We start from the raw sequence: 17841 nt of genomic DNA on the forward strand, positions 1-17841 counted from the left end.
GCGGTCAACTGCCGTGCAGCAGCCACCCGCCGTCGACCAGCAGGTCGACTCCGGTCAGGTACGACGCCATGGGCGACGCGAGGAACAGCGCCGCATTGGCGATCTCGAAAGGCTCGGCCGGACGCCCCAGGGGAATGTTCCCCAGGACGTTGTTCTGCCGATGCTGTTCCAGCAGTTCCGGCTCCAGGTTGCCAGGCGTGGCGGTCAGCCCCGGCGACAATGAATTGACCCGGATGCCGAACGCACTGAGGTCCTTCGCCAGGCTGCGGGTCATGGCCAGTACCGCGCCCTTGGACGTGTCATAGGCGCAGTGATTGGCCATGGGTCGATGGCCGCAGATCGAGGACAGGTTGATGATGCTGCCGCCCCTCGCCTGCTTGCGCATCTGCCGCTGTGCCGCCTGCGCGCCCTGGAACACCGCACGGGTATTGATCGCCTGCAACTGGTCCCAGAAGGTCACGTCGATCTCGTCGATGTTCCTGAGCGGGTAGATACCGGCGTTGTTCACCCAGATATCCAGGCTGCCGTAGCGCTCGACCGCGGCATCGGCCAGGCGCTGGATATCGTGCGGGTAGCGCACGTCGCAGGCCATGAACGACACCGCCAGGCCCGCCTCCGTCAGCTCTTCGCTGCGCTCGGGCGCCAGGCTGCCGATCAGCACGCTGGCCCCGGCTTCGGCCAGGCGCCGGCTGATGGCAAAGCCGATACCGTTGCTGCCGCCAGTGACCACCGCGGTCTTGCCGCGCAGATCGAGCAGCTCGGCGAAGGGCGGGTAAGGCAAGGCTTGATAAGGATGGGACATGCTGAAACCTCCTCTAGGCGGTGGCCAGGGTCATGATGCGGTCGGGGGCGATCTGTCGGCCCTGCAGGACACCCTGGGCACGCCCGCGGGCCATGACCATGACCCGATGGGACAGGCCGATCACTTCGTCCAGGTCGGAACTGACCACGATCACCGACACGCCGGTTCTCGCCAGTGCGACGATCAGTTCATAGATCGCCGCGCGGGCGCCCATGTCGATGCCCCGGGTCGGCTCGTCGAGAATGATCACCTTCGGACCCCGCGCCACCCACTTGGCGATCACCACCTTCTGCTGGTTGCCGCCCGAGAGTTTGTCCAGGGTCTGCCGTGCCTGGCCCTTTATACCCAGGGCGGCAATTCGCTCCAGGGCAAAGGCCATGACCCGACCGTTGTCCATGACCCCACAGGCACTGAGGCGGTCCAGGTTGCAGTAGGCCAGGTTCTCGGCGATGGTCTGGCCAAGCACCACGCCTTCGGCCTTGCGGTCCTCGGGAATCAGCACCACCCCGGCGCGGATTGCCGCCGCCACATCGTTGCCCGGCAAGACCTGCTCAGCGACCCGGACACTGCCGGCGGCCAGTGGGCTCAGTCCGGCAATCGCCTGGACCACCTCCGTGCGCCCGGCCCCGACGATACCGGCAATCCCGAAGATCTCCCCGGCACGTACCGCGAACGAAATATCGGCGAAGCGCCCTGCCCGGTCCGACAGCCGCTCGACCCGCAGCACCAGCTCTTCCGTCGGCTCGGGCAGCGCCGGAAACAGCCGCTCGATGGAACGCCCGACCATCTGCGAGACCAGCAGGCCGACATCCGCCGCGCCGCTGTCATGACGGGCGATCAGGCAGCCGTCGCGCATGACCACCACCTTGTCGGCGATCCGGGCGATTTCATCCATGCGGTGGCTGATATAGATAAACGACACGCCCTGGCCCTTGAGCGTCTCGATCTGCCGGAACAGCAGGTCGGTTTCCTCCTTGCCCAGGGCCGCGGTCGGCTCGTCGAGAATCAGCAGGCGCGAGTTCAAGGTCAGCGCCCGGGCGATTTCCACCAGTTGCTGCGCGGCAATCTTCAGCTGGCCGACCAGGGTATCCGGGGAAATATCCAGGCCCAGGCGTTGCAGCTGCTTTTCCGTCTCGCGGTACATGTGCCCACGGTCGACCAGCCCGCCACGGGTCGGCAGGTGGCCGAGAAACACGTTCTCCGCCACGCTGAGTTCCGGCAACAGGTGGATCTCCTGGTGGATCATATTGACCCCCAGCGCCATGGCCTCGGCCGGCCCACCCGGGGCATAGGGTTGGCCAGCGAGGAACATGCTGCCCTTCGACGGTCCCTGGGCGCCGGCGACGATGGAGGAAAAGGTCGATTTGCCGGCCCCGTTCTCCCCCAGCAGAGCGACCACTTCGCCGTAACCGATAGCGAGGCTGATGTCTTCCAGCACCCGCACCCCATGAAATGACTTGCCGATGTTGCAGGCCCTGAACAGCGGCTCCTGAACGGCTTGGCCCGAAGGCTCGATCGCGTGCATCACAAGCTCTCCTCCGGCAGTTCAAGGGTGCTTTTCAAGAAAGGCGGCCGCGTTTTCACGGGTGGTGACAAAGGCCGGCAGCAACTGGGTTTTCTCCACGCTCTTGCCCTGCTGCAGATCCACGGCGGTGCGCAGCGCGGTGCGCCCCATCTCCACCGCCTGCTGGGTGATGGTCAGGTCCATCTTGCCGTCGCGCACCGCTTCCAGGGCCGAAGGCAGGCCGTCATAACCGAACACCCAGATCTTGTGATCGATATTGGCGACCTTGACCGCCTGGGCGGCGCCGAGGGCCGGGGCATCGGAACGGCCGAGGAACACGTCGATCCGTGGATTCTTCTGCAACATGTCCTGGGCCACCTTGAAGCCGTTGTCCTGCAGCCAGTCGGTGGGCTTGCTGTCGACGATCTTCATCTGCGGCGCCTGCGTCAGCACCGCGTCGAGGCCCTTGGCACGGGTGACTTCGGTGGAGTCGCCGAGGGTGCCCTGGAGCAGGCCGATCTGTGCCTTGCCACCGGTGAGCTTGATCATCTGCCGGGCCAGTTCGCCGGACGCCGCGAGGTTGTCGGTGGAGATATAGGCATCGCACTCGACGTTTTTCGGAAAGTTGTCGACGCACACCACCGGCACGCCCTGTTGCCGCGCCAGGCGTACCGGTACGGCCGAGGCGGCGCTGCCGGTGGCGGTGTACAGCAGCACATCGATACCCTTGCTGAGCATGTCCTGGATCTGGCTGACCTGCCGCGCCGGATCGGCCTGGGCATCGGAGACCAGCACCTTCTTGATCCCCATACCGCTGGCCTGCTCCATCACGCCGTCACGCACCATCAGGTAGAACACCCATTGCAGGCTCGGGATCGACATCCCCACGGTGATCTGGTCCACGGCCTTGCCCTGGGCGTGAGCGCCACTGGACAGCAGGCAGGCGAACAGCGGCAACCACAGGGAACGCAGCACAAACGCGGAACGATTCATGTCTTTATCCTTCTTGTTATCGGCTCTGGAGAAAATCGGGAAGAGCGGCGACATCGCCTCAATCGCCCTTGCGCTTGAGCAGGTCGAGCATCACCGCGAAGGCGATCACCGCGCCGATCACCACCTGCTGCACAAAGGGTGAAATGCCCGCCAGGTTCAGGCCGTTGCGCAGCACGCCGATGATCAGCACCCCGACCAGGGTCCCGACCACGCTGCCCGCGCCGCCCTTGAGGCTGCCGCCGCCGATCACCACGGCGGCGATCACGTCCAGCTCATAGCCGACGCCCGCACCGGCGCCGGCAGTGTCCAGGCGCGAGGTCATGATGATTCCGCCCAGTGCCGCGCAGATGCCGGAGAGGATGTACACGGCGCTGGTGTAGCCCTTGACCCGGATGCCCGCGAGTCGCGCCACCTTGGCGCTGCCGCCGATGGCGTAGAGGCTGCGGCCGGCCACGGTGAAACGCAGCACGAACCAGAACAACAGGGCCAGCAGCAGGAAACACAGCACCGTCAGCGACAGCACGCCGCCATAGCGGATCACCGAGAGATTGCTGAACCATTCGGGAAAACCACTGACCTGGGCGCCATCGGTGACCATATAGGCCAGGCCGCGGGCCACCGACATCATCGCCAGCGTCGCGATAAACGACGGCAGCCCGGCTCTTACCACCAGCAACGCGGTGGTGGCGCCGCAAGCCGCGCCGACCACCAGGGCCGCGAGCATCGCCAGCCACATCGGCACGCCGAGAGCCTGGCCGAGCCAGCTCATGACCATGATCGCCACCGCCAGCACCGCGCCCACCGACAGGTCGATACCGCCGATGAGGATCACCAGGGTCATGCCCAGGGCCATGATGCCGAGCACCGTGACCTGGTCCAGTACATTGAGCAGGTTGCTCACACTCAGGAAGTTGTCTGTGAAGACCGTCAACACCACGCATAACAACAACAGTCCGAGCAAGGGGCCGGCGACACTGCTGTCCACACCGATCCACTTGGGCAGCACACCGCCAAGGCGTGTTTTCGCCAGCAACTGATTATTCATACCCACATCCGCTTATTATTTGATTGTTATAAGATCGAGCATCATTCTGACAACTAACCGCGCAACTCCCGATAGCGTCCGCCCATATACAGCAGCGGTTGTTCCAATGGCTGGGTCATGACATCGATGACATTGCCGATCATCACCGTATGAGTGCCGTGTTCGATTTCCCGCACCACTTCGCAGAAGATCGCCGCCTGGGCGTCGGCCAGATAGCGGATACCATGGATACCGGTCTTCCATTCACCCTCGACAAAGCGCCGTTCGCGCAAGTCGGGCTGGCTGAAGATCCGGCAGATCGGTTCATGCTGGCTTTGCAGCATGTTCACGCAGAACAGCCCGGAACGCTTGATGATCGGCGAGGCACTGGCGTTGCGATTGACACAGATCAGCGCCGAGGCCGGATCCATGGACACCGAGGAAAACGCCGTGGCGGCGAGGCCGTGGGGCAGCCCTTCGGCATCGATCGTGGTGACCAGGGTGATCGACGCGGCGAAGCGCCCCATGGCCGATTTGAACTCGCCCGCCAGGTTGGCCGAATGGGCGACTTCCTGATAATGCACACGCATACATAAACCCTCTTTCTTATGTTTTTGTCATCAGCCCGGGTCTCCATTATTAACAATCAGCCGTGCTTTTCTATTCATCTTTGAAAAATTGACTTTTCAACTTCAGCGAAAGGTGAAGCCAACAAAAAACACATTTGAATTACATTCACCAATGCCCAGACAGCCCATTTCACGGGGCCGCGCAACAAATACGATTTATTCGGACAACATAAAGACAATAGCGTCACTTGAATAAACAGCCGATACTTCATCCACAACAAGAAACATTCATCGAGCAGTGGATTCAGTCATGGTTGATCGCTTGCAGGACATGCGACTGTTTCGCCTGGTGGTGCAGACAGGCTCCCTTTCCACCGCGGGTCGGCAGATGGGCCTGTCGCCTGCCGCCATGAGCGGTCGACTCAAGGCCATGGAAGAGTTTTATGGGCTGCGCCTGCTCAAGCGCAATACCCGTTGCCTGAGCCCCACGCCCGAGGGGCAGCTCCTGTTCGAGAATGCGCTGAAGATCCTCGAAGAGGTCGATGCCCTCGACAGCATCATCAAGAGCGGCCATAGCGACCTGCTGGGCACCATCGGCCTGACCTGCCCCACCGACCTGGGCCGCCAGCGGATCAGCCAGTTGGTCGACGCCTTTATCGGCGAGAACCCCAATGTCAGCATTCGCCTGTTCTTCACCGACCGGCTGCTGGACTTTGTCGAGTCGGGCTCGGATATCGCCATTCGCTTCGGCGACCTGCCGGACAGCTCGCTGATCGCCCGCCCCCTGGGGTTCGACCGGCAGATGGTCTGTTGCTCTCCGGCGTACCTGGCGCGTTTCGGCACCCCGCGTACTCCCGAGGACCTGCTGGAACACAATTGCCTAGTGCAACTGCGCGCCGACTTCGCCCTGGATCGCTGGCGCTTCTTCGAGAAAGGCGCCGCCACCACGGTGCAGGTCAAGGGCAATCGCCTGGCCAATGACGGCTTCACCCTGCGCCAGTGGGCGGTGCAAGGCCTGGGCGTCATCTGGAAGTCGGCCTGGGAAGTGGCCGAGGATATCCAGTCAAACCGCCTGGTGGCGGTGCTGGAGGATTACCAGTGTCCGACCACCGAGTTCCACCTGCTCACCGAAGGCGGCAAGAAGCTCCCGCGCCGGGTGAAGTTGTTCGTCGATTTCGCCGTGGACTACTTCAAGCACCTGGACACTCCGGCCCGGCACCTGCTCACTCCGCCCGTCCATGGACGCCCGATGCCCGTCTGCCTGTCCTGACGTGGCGCGCAGGTACGCATCGGCCCTAACGGGCCAGCTCGCTGGCGCTCCTGAGCGAGTAAAGACATTCCTGCTCGATGGTCGCCCGTAACTGTGCAGCCTCCTGTTCCAGGCGCTCGCACATGAAGTCGACAAACACGCGAATCTTGCGCGACAACTGGCGGCTCGAGGGCCAGACGATGTTCATGGTGTCCGGTGGGATCAGATAACCATGCAGCAGGCAGCGCAGCGAGCCATCAGCCAATGCTTCGCGGGCCAGGAAGTCGGGGATGGTCCCCAGGCCGAAGCCTTTGAGCAGCGCCCCCCGGACCATTTCCATGTTGTTGCTGACCATCACCGTGCGGGTCCGCGGCTCGCGCGTGCCTTCCTCGCGCAGCAGGGGGAAATCCAGCAGCTTGCCATTCTTGAAGTAGCGGAAACGCACCGCCAGGTGATCGTCCAGGTCAGCCGGTGTCAGTGGCGTGCCGTGACGCTCCAGGTAGGACGGCGCGGCGCACAGCACCGGTTGCACGCCGGGCAAGGTGCGGCGCATCAAACGCGAGTCCGGCAGTTCGCCGCTGCGAATGGCGATGTCCACGCCTTCCTCGATCAGGTCCACCAGCTTGTCGCTGAAGTCGAGGTCCAGTTCGATATCGGGATACAGTTCCATGAACGCGATCAGCACCGATTCGAACAACGCATAGCTGGCCGCCGGCATGCTGATCCGCAAGCGCCCGCGGGGAACCTCCGTGGACTGCGACAGGGTCGCCTGGGCGTCGTCCAGGTCATCGAGAATGCGCCGGCAACGCTCCTGGAACACCCGCCCCTCGTCGGTCAGGCTGAGGCTGCGGGTCGAGCGCTGGAACAGCCGCACACCCAATTGTTGCTCGAGCCGGGTCACCCCCTTGCCGACCGCCGACGCCGACAGTCCCAGCGCCCTGCCCGCGGCAACGAAACTGCCCAACTCTGCCGTTCGGATAAAGGGCATCAAGCCACTGAGTCGATCCACCTGCGTCTCCCATTCGATCCTTTTATTCCGATATAGGCGGAATATTTACCGTTTTTAACTCGATTACTCGCTCTTTAAGATCCTTGCATGTTCTGCCGGCCCCGGTAAACCACCGGATCGTCGGCGCTGTCACGCTCACTTCCCGGGTGCGGTACTCGCCCGACGCAAGGATCTCGACCGATGTCCACTCCGCTTCTGCAACAACGCCTGATCTTGCTGGCCGTGTGCATCACGGCCATCACCATGCCCTTCAACTTCACCGCTGCCGCCGTGGCCCTGCCGGCCATAGGCCGGGCCTTCGGCGGCTCGCCCATGGAACTGAGCTGGGTCACCAACGCCTTCATGCTGACCTTCGGCAGTTGCCTGATGCTCGCCGGCGCCCTGGCCGACAGCTATGGCCGCAAGAAGGTCTTTATCGGCGGCGCCAGCGCCTTTGCCGTGCTCGCGGCGGCACTGCCCTTCGCCCCCGACCTGGTGGTGTTCGACATACTGCGGGCAGCCCAGGGCCTGGCCGCGGCGGCCGCTTTCTCCGGCGGCATGTCGGCGCTGGCGCAGGTGTTCGACGGGCCGGGACGCATCCGGGCCTTCAGTTTCGTCGGTGCCAGCTTCGGTATCGGCCTGGCCTTCGGCCCTGTGCTGGCCGGGGCGATCATCGAGGCCTTCGACTGGCACCTGATCTTCCTGCTGATCACTGTGCTGGCAGCCATCTCGCTGGTCCTGGCCGCGCGCTGCATGCAAGAGTCACGCAATCCAGAGGCCGCCGGGATCGATTGGCCGGGGGCGATAACCTTCACCTGGGCGCTGGGCATCTTCACCTTCGCCATCCTCAAGGTGCCGGAAAGCGGCTGGACCGACCCGCTGTCACTGGGCCTGTTCGTCGTCGCGTTGCTGTCCTTTGTCGCCTTTGTGCTGATCGAGCAGCGTGTCGCGCAACCGATGCTCGACCTGTCGCTGTTCCGTTTCCCGCGTTTTGTCGGCGTGCAACTGCTGGCGGCGGCCCCGGCCTACTCCTTTGTGGTGCTGCTGATCCTGCTGCCGATCCGCTTCGTCGGCATCGAAGGCATGAGCGAAATCGCCGCCGGCTGGTTGCTGATCGCCCTGTCGGCGCCACTGCTGGTGTTGCCGATTGTCGCCGGTTACCTGACCCGCTGGCTGTCGCCCTCCACCTTGTGCGGCAGCGGCTTGCTGGTCTGTGCGGCGGGACTGTATTGGCTGAGTCACGTCCCGGTGGGCAGCGGCGCCTGGCAGTTGGCCTGGCCGATGCTGGTGATCGGTGTCGGCATCAGCCTGCCCTGGGGCTTGATGGATGGCATGGCGGTCAGTGTGGTGCCCAAGGAACGCGCAGGCATGGCCACCGGCATTTTCAGCACCACACGCGTGGCCGGTGAAGGCGTGGCGATTGCCGTGGTGACCGCATTGCTCTCGGCCTTCACGGCCGGCAACCTGGCCGCGCTGCCTGCCGACGCCCTGCCGAATATCGTCGCCGCCGCGCAACACCTGGCGACCGGCGACCTGAGCGGCGCCGAACACCTGCTGCCCGCCGCCGGACGCACCGCATTGGCCCAGGGCTACAGTGCCGCTTTCAGTACCCTGCTGCTGGTATTGACCGCCATCACCGTACTGACGGCCGCCGTGGTATTCCTGTTCCTCGATCGCGGCTCGGTCGAGGACGATAGCGATGATGAGGTGTGTGAGAGGACTTTGGACCAGGCAGCCTGAGAAGAACGAATCCGGCCACAATGCGAGTGGCCGGTTACAAAGGCAACGAGCGATCCTGAATCACGTTCTTCATCACCAGGGTCGATGTCAGGCGCTGGACATTCGGAAGCCTCGACAGGCGCTCGTCATAAAGCACCTGGAATGCCGGCAGGTCCCGGGTGATGACATGGAGCAGAAAGTCCGGCTCGCCAAACAGCCGTTGCGCTTCGACGATCTGCGGTATCTGGGTCAACGCCTGTTCGAAGGCCTCCACTGCCCGGTGGTCGCCTTCACGCAGGGTCACGAAGACCATCGCCGAGAAATTCAGGCCCAGCGCGCGTGGATCCAGCTGCGCGCGATACCCCAGGATCACCCCCGACTCCTCCAGGGCCCGCACCCGCCGATGACACGGCGACAGGCTCAGGCCAACCCGATCGGCCAACTCGGTCACCGACAGGCGCCCGTCCATTTGCAGCTCGGCAAGAATCTTCTGGTCAATCCTGTCCACTCGGAAAAATCTCCCCAAAACCGTCAGGCACATTGGAATAATAGAGAAAATATTCTAACCGACTTTAATTATTCTTTTCGTGGGTTTCAGAGCTTCCCGGCCACCCGCGCGGGTTGAATCAGACGAGCTGCCTTCCCGCCATCCACGAGAAAGAACCATGCGAATCCCCCCTGAAAGTGCCTGCAACAATGGCTTGAAAACACTGCCCGACTGTCATCGGCAATCCACCCCACGCAATTCTCACAGGTAGGCGAACATGACTCCCAGTGTTCTGGCCGCCTTCTGGGCGGTGTCGTTTCTGTTCGTGGTCACCCCGGGGGCGGATTGGGCCTATGCGATATCGGCGGGGTTGTTCGGTCGTGTGGTGATGCCCGCCGTGGCCGGTCTGTTGATCGGGCATCTGCTGGCGACGCTGATCGTGGCCGCCGGTGTCGGAGGGCTGGTGGCCAACCATCCTGTCGCCCTGTCCGTGCTGACCGTCGCCGGAGCCGGTTATCTGCTCTGGCTGGGCATCAACATGCTCCTGCATCCTTCCGTGCCCAGTGCCGCAGAGGGCCAGGTGTCGGGCTCCTGGGCGCGCTGGACCGTCAAGGGCGCCTGCGTCAGCGGCCTCAATCCCAAGGTCTTCCTGCTGTTCCTGGCCTTGCTGCCGCAATTCACCGATCCGAGCGCCGCCTGGCCGGTGCCGCTGCAGATCATGGCGCTGGGGCTGCTGCACACCTTCAGTTGCGCGGTGATCTATCTGCTGGTGGGATTCGGCTCCCGCGTGGTGCTGCAGGCACGTCCCGTCGCCGCCAGGAGGGTCAGCCGCCTGTCGGGGGCGATCATGGTCCTGATCGCCGTGATCCTGTTGATGGAGCAACTGTCGCGCTGAGGGCTTCAGGCACCCTCGAGTCGATCGAGATAGGCACAAAACATATCCGCCATGGCCTCGGCATAAGCCTCGATTTCAGCGCCGGTGCGCGGGGTTTCCGAAAAGGACTTGCCCACCGAGCTGAGGGTCGTGGTGATCAGGTCGCAAGCCAACGCCCGTGTCGTCGGCGAGGCACCGGGCAGCACCTCGTGCATGAAAACCTGGAAAATACCGCGCCCGCGGGCCCTGACCTCCCGGGCCTCGGGTGCATCGCGATACAGCGGCGCCGCATCATTGAGGGCGACACGGACCTCGGCCTCGTCGCACTCGGACTGGATGAACACATGGACCAGCCTGCGCAGCCTCGCCAATGGCGGGTGCCGCGAATCTTCAAGAATGCTGCCCAGCATATCGCTGGTCTGGCGCCATTCATCGCTCTGCAGGCGAAAGAGGATCGCCGCCTTGTTCGGAAAATACTGGTACACCGAACCGACACTGACGCCGGCCCGCTCGGCCACCCGCGTAGTGGTAAAACGGCGCATGCCCTCCTTCGCCAAAACCTGAACAGCCGCCTCCAGAATGGCCGTGACCAGGTCATTGGAACGAACCTGCCGTGGCTGTTTACGTGAGGCAATCTGCGGGGTTGGGCGCTCGGTCATGGGCAAGGCTCGCAATGCGAATAGAAAACATGAAGGTTTGTTCGCATTATAACCCCTCACCGACTTGCCAAGGAAACCCCCATGACCACCCTGACCCGCGCGCCTCTCGCGCCCCTGCTGGATCGCCTGTTCGCCCAGACGCAGTCGCCGATGACCAGCAGCGTCTTCTCGGATATCTCGAATGAAGAGCGCACGCGCCTGATGCGCAGCAAGACCGAATACCTGGACCTCTATACGCAACTGAAGGAATTCCCGCTGGCCGTTTCCCGGGAGACCGGCACCCTGCTCTACATGCTGGCCCGCGGTTGCAATGCCCGGAACATCGTCGAATTCGGCACCTCGTTCGGTATCTCCACCCTGCACCTGGCCGCGGCACTGCGCGACAACGGCGGTGGTCGGCTGATCACCAGCGAGTTCGAACCGTCCAAGGTGGAGCGAGCGCGCGCGAACCTGGAGGCCGGCGAGTTGCTCGACCTGGTGGAGATTCGCGTGGGGGACGCCCTGCAGACCCTGGCCAGGGACCTTCCCGACAGCATCGACCTGGTCCTGCTCGATGGCGCCAAGGCGCTGTATCCGGACATCCTGAACCTGCTGGAGAGCCGCCTGAAACCCGGGGCGTTGATCATTGCCGATAACGCCGACTACAGCCCCGAGTACCTGGAGCGGGTGCGTGCGCCTGGGGCGGGGTATCTGTCCGTGCCGTTCGCCGAGGATGTCGAGCTGTCCATGCGCCTGGGTTGAACGACTGGCAGCATCTATCCGTATTGCCCTGACCGCCGGCTGTTGCCGGCGGTGCCGCAACGTCCCCTGGTCAAGGCTTCAATCCCAGCCGCTCCATGGCCTCATGGGCCTCGATGATCATCCCGGAGACCTCGGCGACCGTGACATGCAGGCTGGTGGCCCGTGAGCGCATATGTTCGTAGGCCTGTGTCTCGGTCAGATTCTGGCGTTCGACCAGCACCCGAATGGCCTTTTCAATCTGCCGACGCGACTTGATCGTCAGTTCAAGCTTGTCGATCTTGCCCTGCAACTTTTCCTGGTAGCTGTACGAAGCCCTCGCCAGCACCAGCGTGCTGAGAATCCCGGATGAACGAAAGGGTTTCGAAATCACCCCGTGAGCACGGGTATCGAGGAGCAACTTGAGGATGGTCGGGCTTTCGTAGTCGCTGAGGGCGATCAGCGCCGCATTGACCGAGGCGCCCGACCAGATCCGGTTGCCTTCCAGCTCCTGCATGATCTGAAAGAGAATGACATCGACGTCCGCGGGCGGCTCCGAGGGAAATGGCCATACGACCTTGACCCGGCAACCAATGCGTTTCAACTGCTGCATGACAATATCGCGGTCGTCCCCGGGCGGATAGACGAGGGCAACGCAGATACTGCGCAGATCTTCATAGAGACGGCGAAGACTGGAACTCATGGCGTTACCTCAACCAAAACTCGGAGAAGCCGAAAGTGGAGAGGTAAGGATCGGGTTTCACCGGGCCTGAACCTTCCCATACGACGTCGAACTGTCCGTCACTGCGACAGATACCGATCCGGGGAGTCAGGGCGCAATGGTTGTTTTCAGCATCAATGGTGATCGGTCCTTCCGGGGAGGCGAACTTGACCTTGTGCACGGCATCGACCAGTTTGCGCCGGTCCAGGCTGCCGGCGCGCTCCAGGGCCCGTGCAAACAAGTGGACCTGAGAATACGCCATTTCCGACCAGGTGCTGGTCGGGCGGTCGCCGAAGCGCTGGCGCCACAGTTCGATGAAGCGTTGATTACTGTCGTTGGGCAACGAACCGAAATAGGTCGCCGCCGTGATGTGGCCCTCGCACAACGGCGGGCCGATCAGGCGGATTTCTTCCTCGGCCATGGACAGGCTGGCGATGGGGATCTTCTTCGGATCCAGTCCATGCTCGCCATAGTGCTGGTAGAAAGAACGGGCCGACTGCCCGACCAGGGTCGAGAACACCACATCCGGCTGCGCGTCGCGGATTTCGTTGAGGACGTCCTTGAGCTGCTCCAGCCCCGCGTCGATGGGCAGGTAGACCTCATCGACGATTTCACCGCCGTATTGTTCAACCACGTCCCTCATGATGCGATTGGATTCGCGCGGATAGATATAGTCTGCGCCCACCAGAAAGAACCGGGTGCCCTTGTTCTGCAACAGGTAGGCGGCGAGCTGGATGCTGTTCTGATTGGGCACGGCGCCGGTGTAGATGATGTTCGGCGAGTATTCGAAGCCTTCATAGAAGGAGCAATACCAGAGCAATGCATTATGGCGCTCGACCAGCGGCAACACGGCCTTGCGGCTGGAGGAACGGGAGCAGCCGAAAATGACGTTGATCTCGTCTTCGATGAGCAGTTTGCCCGTCAGGCGCCGGTACTCCTCCGGTGATCCCTTGGGGTCATACGCGGTGGGGATCAACGGCAGATTCAGCACGCCACCGAGCGCATTGATTTCCTCGATGGCCAGCGCGGTGCCGAAAAAATGCTCGGATTCGGTGACCGCGGTAGCCCCCGAGCGCGAGTACAAGATGCCAACCGGCCATCCCTGATCCCTGGTGACTGCTGTCCTGGTGCTGGGCATGGCGCTCACCTATCGATCAAAAATGGCTTGTAGTTCGGTCGAAGACCGGGGGACCTGCATAGCCAGCATCAACAGGATCCTGGCTTTCTGCGGGCTGAGGTCATTGGCGAAGATCACACCGGCCTCTTTCAGCGTCACACCGCCCCCTGTAAAGCCATATATGGGCCTTACCCGCCCGCGCGGCACACGGCTGGCGATGATAACCGCGATGCCCGCTGCGATGGCTTCGAGAATGGCGGCATACATCGCGGCATTCACATTGCCCGCCCCCAGGGCCTGGATGACCAGGCCCCGGGCACCCGCCTGCACGGCGGCGCCGAGCAGCGCCCCGTCCGCGCCGGCGTACATCGGCACGATATCGACCCGCGGCAGCTCGGCATCCCCCAGCGGCAGAGACTGCCGGCGGCAGGAGGTGCGATAAAAGGTGACACGATCGCCGTCCACCCTTCCGAGCAGGCCGGCGTCGCCGGAATTGAATGACTCGACGTCCGAGGTGTGGGTCTTGCTGACCTCCCGGGCGGCATTGATCTGATCGTTGAGGACGACCATCACGCCCTTGCCCGTTGATTCAGGCGCAATGCATACCCGTGTGCCGCTCTTCAGGTTGCGCGGTCCGTCGAAGTCGGCCTCGGAGGCATTGCGCTGGGCACCGATAAGCACCACCGGCTTGTCGGACGTCAAGGTCAGGTCGAGAAACCAGGCGGTCTCTTCCAGGGTATCGGTGCCATGGGATACCAGTACCCCGACGATCGCCTCGCGCGCCAGCGCGGCCTCGATCTCCCGATGCAGCCGCCGCCAACGCAGCGGCCCCATTTCGACTGACGGCACATTGGACAGGTTGTTGACTTCCAGTCGCGCCATCGTCGCCAGCTCAGGCACCGCCTTGAGCAAGTCGCTGCCTGACAACGCCGGAATGGGCGCCGACGTCGAAGGGTCGACTTGCATGGCGATGGTGCCGCCCGTGGCGATGAACAGGCACGCCGGCAGCTCGCCAGAACTTGACAGGACCATGAGCGTCACACCCTCAGATGGTTGAAAATGGCTTCGGTGGCACCCGGCGCATTGGCATCGCCCTCCTCCTCGATTTCACCTTGCTTGAGTACAAGGTAGCGATCCGCGACCTTCAAGGCGAACGGCACATTCTGCTCGATCAGCAGCAGGGTCGTGCCATGAGCCTCTCGCTCGTGCACCAGGGCCACGGCAATCCGCTCAATCACCGAAGGCTGCAGGCCCTCGGTGATTTCGTCCAGCAAAATAATCGCGGGACGCATCATCAGGGCCCGCGCCACCAGGAGCATTTTCTGCTCGCCGCCCGACAGTGTGCCGGCGTACTGCTTCAAGCGGTCCTTGAACACCGGGAACACCGGCTCGATCGCCGCGAAGCGCTCATCGAACAACGAATCCTTGTCGAGCCCCATGCGCAGGTTGTCGCGGATGCTCAGTTCGGTGAACAGGGCCTTTTCCTGGGCGGCATAGGCCACGCCGACCCGGGCGACATGATGCGGCGACAACCCGGTGATGTCGCCATCATTGATCCGCACGGTGCCCTGCTGCTTCGGCAGGTAGCCCATGATGGTCTTGAGCAATGTCGTCTTGCCCATGCCGTTCTTGCCGAGCAAGGCCACAGCTTCGCCGGCGCGGACCTTGAACGACAAATCGCGGATGACCACCGAAGCCCTGTAGCCACTGGTGACCGCATCGAGTTCCAACGTAGCACCGTTCATACGACCTCCCGTGGGACGATTGCGGATCCGGCATAGATCGTCTTGACCAGCTCGGAGTTGACGACTTCCTCGAAAGTCCCCTGCATGACCATCCTCCCCTGGTGCAAGACCACGATCCGGGTAGCGATCTGTTCGACGAAATCCAGGTCGTGTTCAACCAGCAGGCAACACAACTTGTAGCGGTTGGCGAGCAAGGACAGCACGACACCGATTTGCGTGCGCTCGGTCTTCGTCAGTCCCGCGGTCGGCTCGTCGAGAAGCACGATGCGCGGCTCAAGGGCCAGCACCATGGCCAGCTCCAGCGCCTGCTGCTCGCCGTGGGACAAATCGCGCGCGACCACGTCGAGCAGGGTATCCAGCCCGGTGACCCGCAGGACATCGAGGGCATAGGACGGCAAGGCCAGGGTATCGGCCCGACGGAACAACAAGGGGCGCCCGTGAAGGAGGCTCGCCATGCGCAGGCACTCGGCCACGGTCAGCGACTCGAAGATATTGGCATTCTGGAACTTGCGCCCGAGGCCGAAACGGACGCAGGCCTCGGCCGGAAGCCGGCGGATATCGTTGCCACACAGATGCACCGTCCCCGAAGTACGATCGGCGCCGTCGCTCATGCAACGCATCAGGGTGGTCTTGCCGGCACCATTGGGTCCGATCAGGCCGACCAGGTCACCGGCCTGCGCCGTGAGATTGATGCCTTGCAATACCTTGAGCGAACCATAGCTCTTGGTGACTTCGTCCATGACCAGGGCGGGAGCACCGCCCGACCCGGGCGCCTCTCGGGTGGCGCGCTCGACCAGCGTGGGGGCCTGCCGCGCACGAGCGCCGAAGCCGAAGGGCTTGAGCAATACCGGGACGATGCCCTGCGGGAGCAGGACGATCACCAGCACAAAGGACAGGCCGAGGATCAACTGCCACAGGAACGGCATCCGACTGCCCAGGTAGGCCGTGGCGACGTTGATCAGGATCGCCCCCGCCATGGGTCCCCACAATGTCCCGCGCCCGCCCAGCGCGACCCAGATGATCAGCTCGGTGCCCAGGACGAAACCGGATAACTCGGGGGCCACCACGCCGCTGAAGGCGCCGTAGCCAAAGCCGGCGATCCCGCTGATCGCAGCCGTCACGATCAGCAGAACGATCTTGATGGACGGGACATTGATGCCCAGGTACGCACACCTGGATTCGTTGTCACGTATCGACGCCAGCACCCGCCCCGCGTCACTGCGCACGAAGAGCCAGGCGACGATACCGGTCAGCGCGGCACCGCCACCGGCGATCCAGTACCAGGCCGGCAGCGACAGATCGAAGGTGTCATAGCCGGTCAGCCCCGAACTGGAACCGGTCCACTCGCCGCCGGAAAGCAGCAACTGCGTCATGACGATGGGCAACACCAGGGAAATCACCGTGGCAAAGAACGGCGATGCCCCCCGGTAGAACGACAACCAGCCGACCAGGCCGGCCACCGCCATGGGGACGACAATCGCCAGCCCGATGGCGATGGCAATGGTGCCGGGCGAAAAACCGAAGTGCGTGAACACCAGCCCCGCGGCATAGGCCCCGATGCCGAAGAATGCCGACTGGCCGAAGGTCAGGTAGCCGGTATAGCCCCACAGCACATCCACCGTGATGACCACGATCGCAAACAGAAAGGCCTTGATCAGCAGGTTGAGGACGTAGCTGTCGAAAATCCAGGGACCCACGGCCAGCAATACGAGACCGACCAGGGCCAATGCACCTGAGCGTCCCCATGCCCCCTGGCGAACGGATCGCGTGGATGGGCGATTCGCCGCCTGCAACGTGGTGTTAGTCATGTGCGAACCCCTTTGGACGAATACGCAAGGTCAAGGCCGCCAGTACGGCAATCGTCAGCCCGCCGAGTACCGGGCTGGCGTAGGTGCTGACGATGACCTGGCACGCCCCGAAGACCGCACAGGTAGCAATCAGGCTGAGCATCGAATGCCCGGAGACCATGACCAGCATGAAGGCGGACACCAGCCAGGTGATGCCCATGCCCGGATCGATGCTCGACAGCGGACTGATCAGGGCACCGGCCAGGGTACCCAGGCCCGCCCCCAGGCTGAACGTGATGAAACGTATGCGCCCGGCGTGAATGCCCAGGCCACTGGCCAGTTCCTCGTTCATGATCACTGCCCGGGTCTTGACCCCGAAACGCGTGCCGTTGAGCAGCGCCGTCAGCAGTGCGCACAAACCCAGTGCCAGGGGAATCAGCAGCAACCGATACGAGGAGTATTGCGTGCCACCGAACGACCAGGTGCCTGTCAGCGGCACGTCCGCGAATTTCACATCCCGACCGAAGCCGATGATGATCAATTGACCGATGACGATACCCAGGCCCCAGGTTGCCAGGATGGCGTCCAGGGGCCGCTTGTACAGTGGCCGGACAATCAGGTATTCGATGACCGCGCCGACCAGCATCCCGGTCGCCAGGGCCAACGGCCAACCCAGCCAGGGGCTCCAGCCCAGTTGAGTGACGACAAAAGCCGCATAGCCGCCCATGGTCAGTAACGCACCGTGGGCAAAATTGACGATTTTCATGATGCCGAAAATCATCATCAGGCCGGCTGTCACAATGAACAGCATGGCGATAGTTGTTGTTATATCGAGCATCAGAACCATGACGTCTCCCTCCGGGGAGAATGCAACGCGAAGCAATGC

The 17841-nt window shown here is 63.0% G+C and carries 18 protein-coding genes; 4 read left to right on the forward strand and 14 right to left on the reverse strand.

Annotated elements, in window-relative coordinates; translation table 11 throughout:
- Window positions 1-4: 4 nt before the first annotated feature.
- Genes KI243_RS16855 through KI243_RS16875 form a run of 5 tightly spaced genes read right to left on the reverse strand, consistent with a single transcriptional unit; the run spans window position 5 to window position 4913 of the window.
- A complete protein-coding gene (locus tag KI243_RS16855) occupies window positions 5-802 on the reverse strand; it encodes an SDR family oxidoreductase (RefSeq protein ID WP_017128529.1) in 798 nt (265 codons plus the stop codon).
- A gap of 13 nt (window positions 803-815) precedes the next feature.
- On the reverse strand, window positions 816-2327 hold the full coding sequence (locus KI243_RS16860) for a sugar ABC transporter ATP-binding protein (protein ID WP_177117944.1): 1512 nt from the start codon (window positions 2325-2327) through the stop codon (window positions 816-818).
- A 21-nt stretch (window positions 2328-2348) separates the two neighbouring features.
- Window positions 2349-3299, reverse strand: a complete 951-nt coding sequence (locus KI243_RS16865) for a sugar ABC transporter substrate-binding protein (RefSeq protein WP_177131481.1) — start codon at window positions 3297-3299, stop codon at window positions 2349-2351.
- Between the two features lie 58 nt (window positions 3300-3357).
- Window positions 3358-4344 carry an ABC transporter permease gene (locus KI243_RS16870; protein ID WP_017128532.1) on the reverse strand — a complete coding sequence of 329 codons (987 nt, stop codon included), beginning with the start codon at window positions 4342-4344 and terminating at the stop codon, window positions 3358-3360.
- A gap of 53 nt (window positions 4345-4397) precedes the next feature.
- Window positions 4398-4913 (reverse strand): flavin reductase family protein, encoded by a 516-nt coding sequence (locus tag KI243_RS16875; protein ID WP_017128533.1) that lies wholly within the window; start codon window positions 4911-4913, stop codon window positions 4398-4400.
- Window positions 4914-5202: 289 nt separating this feature from the next.
- Between KI243_RS16875 and KI243_RS16880 the strand changes: the two genes are divergently transcribed.
- Window positions 5203-6162, forward strand: coding sequence for a LysR family transcriptional regulator (locus KI243_RS16880; protein WP_017128534.1), 960 nt, complete (start codon window positions 5203-5205; stop codon window positions 6160-6162).
- 25 nt (window positions 6163-6187) lie between these two features.
- Here the strand turns inward: KI243_RS16880 and KI243_RS16885 are convergent, their stop codons facing one another.
- Window positions 6188-7150 carry a LysR family transcriptional regulator gene (locus KI243_RS16885; RefSeq protein WP_042936491.1) on the reverse strand — a complete coding sequence of 321 codons (963 nt, stop codon included), beginning with the start codon at window positions 7148-7150 and terminating at the stop codon, window positions 6188-6190.
- A 180-nt stretch (window positions 7151-7330) separates the two neighbouring features.
- Here KI243_RS16885 and KI243_RS16890 point away from each other — a divergent pair, with 180 nt between their 5' ends.
- Window positions 7331-8869, forward strand: coding sequence for an MFS transporter (locus KI243_RS16890; protein WP_212809403.1), 1539 nt, complete (start codon window positions 7331-7333; stop codon window positions 8867-8869).
- Between the two features lie 34 nt (window positions 8870-8903).
- Here the strand turns inward: KI243_RS16890 and KI243_RS16895 are convergent, their stop codons facing one another.
- The gene (locus KI243_RS16895; RefSeq protein ID WP_177063900.1) at window positions 8904-9356 is read right to left on the reverse strand and encodes an Lrp/AsnC family transcriptional regulator; all 453 of its coding nucleotides are present in this window, start codon (window positions 9354-9356) and stop codon (window positions 8904-8906) included.
- A 256-nt stretch (window positions 9357-9612) separates the two neighbouring features.
- Between KI243_RS16895 and KI243_RS16900 the strand changes: the two genes are divergently transcribed.
- Window positions 9613-10230 carry a LysE family translocator gene (locus tag KI243_RS16900; RefSeq protein WP_017128539.1) on the forward strand — a complete coding sequence of 206 codons (618 nt, stop codon included), beginning with the start codon at window positions 9613-9615 and terminating at the stop codon, window positions 10228-10230.
- Window positions 10231-10235: 5 nt separating this feature from the next.
- Here KI243_RS16900 and KI243_RS16905 read toward each other — a convergent pair whose 3' ends face one another.
- Window positions 10236-10868, reverse strand: coding sequence for a TetR family transcriptional regulator (locus KI243_RS16905; RefSeq protein ID WP_177108234.1), 633 nt, complete (start codon window positions 10866-10868; stop codon window positions 10236-10238).
- 81 nt (window positions 10869-10949) lie between these two features.
- Between KI243_RS16905 and KI243_RS16910 the strand changes: the two genes are divergently transcribed.
- Complete coding sequence (locus KI243_RS16910; RefSeq protein WP_177082713.1) at window positions 10950-11609, forward strand: O-methyltransferase; 660 nt, start codon at window positions 10950-10952, stop codon at window positions 11607-11609.
- A 70-nt stretch (window positions 11610-11679) separates the two neighbouring features.
- On the opposite strand, the gene KI243_RS16915 is transcribed toward KI243_RS16910, so the two are convergent.
- From KI243_RS16915 to KI243_RS16940, 6 genes are read right to left on the reverse strand one after another with little or no spacing between them, the layout of a single operon-like run.
- Window positions 11680-12288 (reverse strand): ANTAR domain-containing protein, encoded by a 609-nt coding sequence (locus tag KI243_RS16915; RefSeq protein ID WP_212809405.1) that lies wholly within the window; start codon window positions 12286-12288, stop codon window positions 11680-11682.
- A gap of 4 nt (window positions 12289-12292) precedes the next feature.
- A complete protein-coding gene (locus tag KI243_RS16920) occupies window positions 12293-13444 on the reverse strand; it encodes a transporter substrate-binding domain-containing protein (protein ID WP_280529430.1) in 1152 nt (383 codons plus the stop codon).
- A 9-nt stretch (window positions 13445-13453) separates the two neighbouring features.
- Window positions 13454-14455 (reverse strand): asparaginase, encoded by a 1002-nt coding sequence (locus KI243_RS16925; RefSeq protein WP_212809409.1) that lies wholly within the window; start codon window positions 14453-14455, stop codon window positions 13454-13456.
- 5 nt (window positions 14456-14460) lie between these two features.
- Window positions 14461-15168 carry an ABC transporter ATP-binding protein gene (locus KI243_RS16930; RefSeq protein WP_177107978.1) on the reverse strand — a complete coding sequence of 236 codons (708 nt, stop codon included), beginning with the start codon at window positions 15166-15168 and terminating at the stop codon, window positions 14461-14463.
- Window positions 15165-16976, reverse strand: coding sequence for a branched-chain amino acid ABC transporter ATP-binding protein/permease (locus KI243_RS16935; RefSeq protein ID WP_212809411.1), 1812 nt, complete (start codon window positions 16974-16976; stop codon window positions 15165-15167). Before KI243_RS16935 ends, KI243_RS16930 begins: the two co-directional genes overlap by 4 nt.
- Window positions 16969-17802 carry a branched-chain amino acid ABC transporter permease gene (locus KI243_RS16940; RefSeq protein WP_042936495.1) on the reverse strand — a complete coding sequence of 278 codons (834 nt, stop codon included), beginning with the start codon at window positions 17800-17802 and terminating at the stop codon, window positions 16969-16971. The genes KI243_RS16935 and KI243_RS16940 overlap by 8 nt, the downstream gene beginning before the upstream one ends.
- Window positions 17803-17841 lie beyond the last annotated feature (39 nt).

Origin of the sequence: Pseudomonas sp. Ost2 (assembly GCF_018326065.1) — a bacterium.
Lineage (GTDB): Bacteria > Pseudomonadota > Gammaproteobacteria > Pseudomonadales > Pseudomonadaceae > Aquipseudomonas > Aquipseudomonas gingeri.

What these genes read in the sequence shown, in the direction of transcription:
- KI243_RS16855 (WP_017128529.1), bottom strand. Translation starts at nt 802, where the DNA reads ATGTCCCATCCTTATCAAGCCTTGCCTTACCCGCCCTTCGCCGAGCTG.
- KI243_RS16860 (WP_177117944.1), bottom strand. Translation starts at nt 2,327, where the DNA reads ATGCACGCGATCGAGCCTTCGGGCCAAGCCGTTCAGGAGCCGCTGTTC.
- KI243_RS16865 (WP_177131481.1), bottom strand. Translation starts at nt 3,299, where the DNA reads ATGAATCGTTCCGCGTTTGTGCTGCGTTCCCTGTGGTTGCCGCTGTTC.
- KI243_RS16870 (WP_017128532.1), bottom strand. Translation starts at nt 4,344, where the DNA reads ATGAATAATCAGTTGCTGGCGAAAACACGCCTTGGCGGTGTGCTGCCC.
- KI243_RS16875 (WP_017128533.1), bottom strand. Translation starts at nt 4,913, where the DNA reads ATGCGTGTGCATTATCAGGAAGTCGCCCATTCGGCCAACCTGGCGGGC.
- KI243_RS16880 (WP_017128534.1), top strand. Translation starts at nt 5,203, where the DNA reads ATGGTTGATCGCTTGCAGGACATGCGACTGTTTCGCCTGGTGGTGCAG.
- KI243_RS16890 (WP_212809403.1), top strand. Translation starts at nt 7,331, where the DNA reads ATGTCCACTCCGCTTCTGCAACAACGCCTGATCTTGCTGGCCGTGTGC.
- KI243_RS16900 (WP_017128539.1), top strand. Translation starts at nt 9,613, where the DNA reads ATGACTCCCAGTGTTCTGGCCGCCTTCTGGGCGGTGTCGTTTCTGTTC.
- KI243_RS16905 (WP_177108234.1), bottom strand. Translation starts at nt 10,868, where the DNA reads ATGACCGAGCGCCCAACCCCGCAGATTGCCTCACGTAAACAGCCACGG.
- KI243_RS16910 (WP_177082713.1), top strand. Translation starts at nt 10,950, where the DNA reads ATGACCACCCTGACCCGCGCGCCTCTCGCGCCCCTGCTGGATCGCCTG.
- KI243_RS16915 (WP_212809405.1), bottom strand. Translation starts at nt 12,288, where the DNA reads ATGAGTTCCAGTCTTCGCCGTCTCTATGAAGATCTGCGCAGTATCTGC.
- KI243_RS16920 (WP_280529430.1), bottom strand. Translation starts at nt 13,444, where the DNA reads ATGCCCAGCACCAGGACAGCAGTCACCAGGGATCAGGGATGGCCGGTT.
- KI243_RS16925 (WP_212809409.1), bottom strand. Translation starts at nt 14,455, where the DNA reads ATGGTCCTGTCAAGTTCTGGCGAGCTGCCGGCGTGCCTGTTCATCGCC.
- KI243_RS16930 (WP_177107978.1), bottom strand. Translation starts at nt 15,168, where the DNA reads ATGAACGGTGCTACGTTGGAACTCGATGCGGTCACCAGTGGCTACAGG.
- KI243_RS16935 (WP_212809411.1), bottom strand. Translation starts at nt 16,976, where the DNA reads ATGACTAACACCACGTTGCAGGCGGCGAATCGCCCATCCACGCGATCC.
- KI243_RS16940 (WP_042936495.1), bottom strand. Translation starts at nt 17,802, where the DNA reads ATGGTTCTGATGCTCGATATAACAACAACTATCGCCATGCTGTTCATT.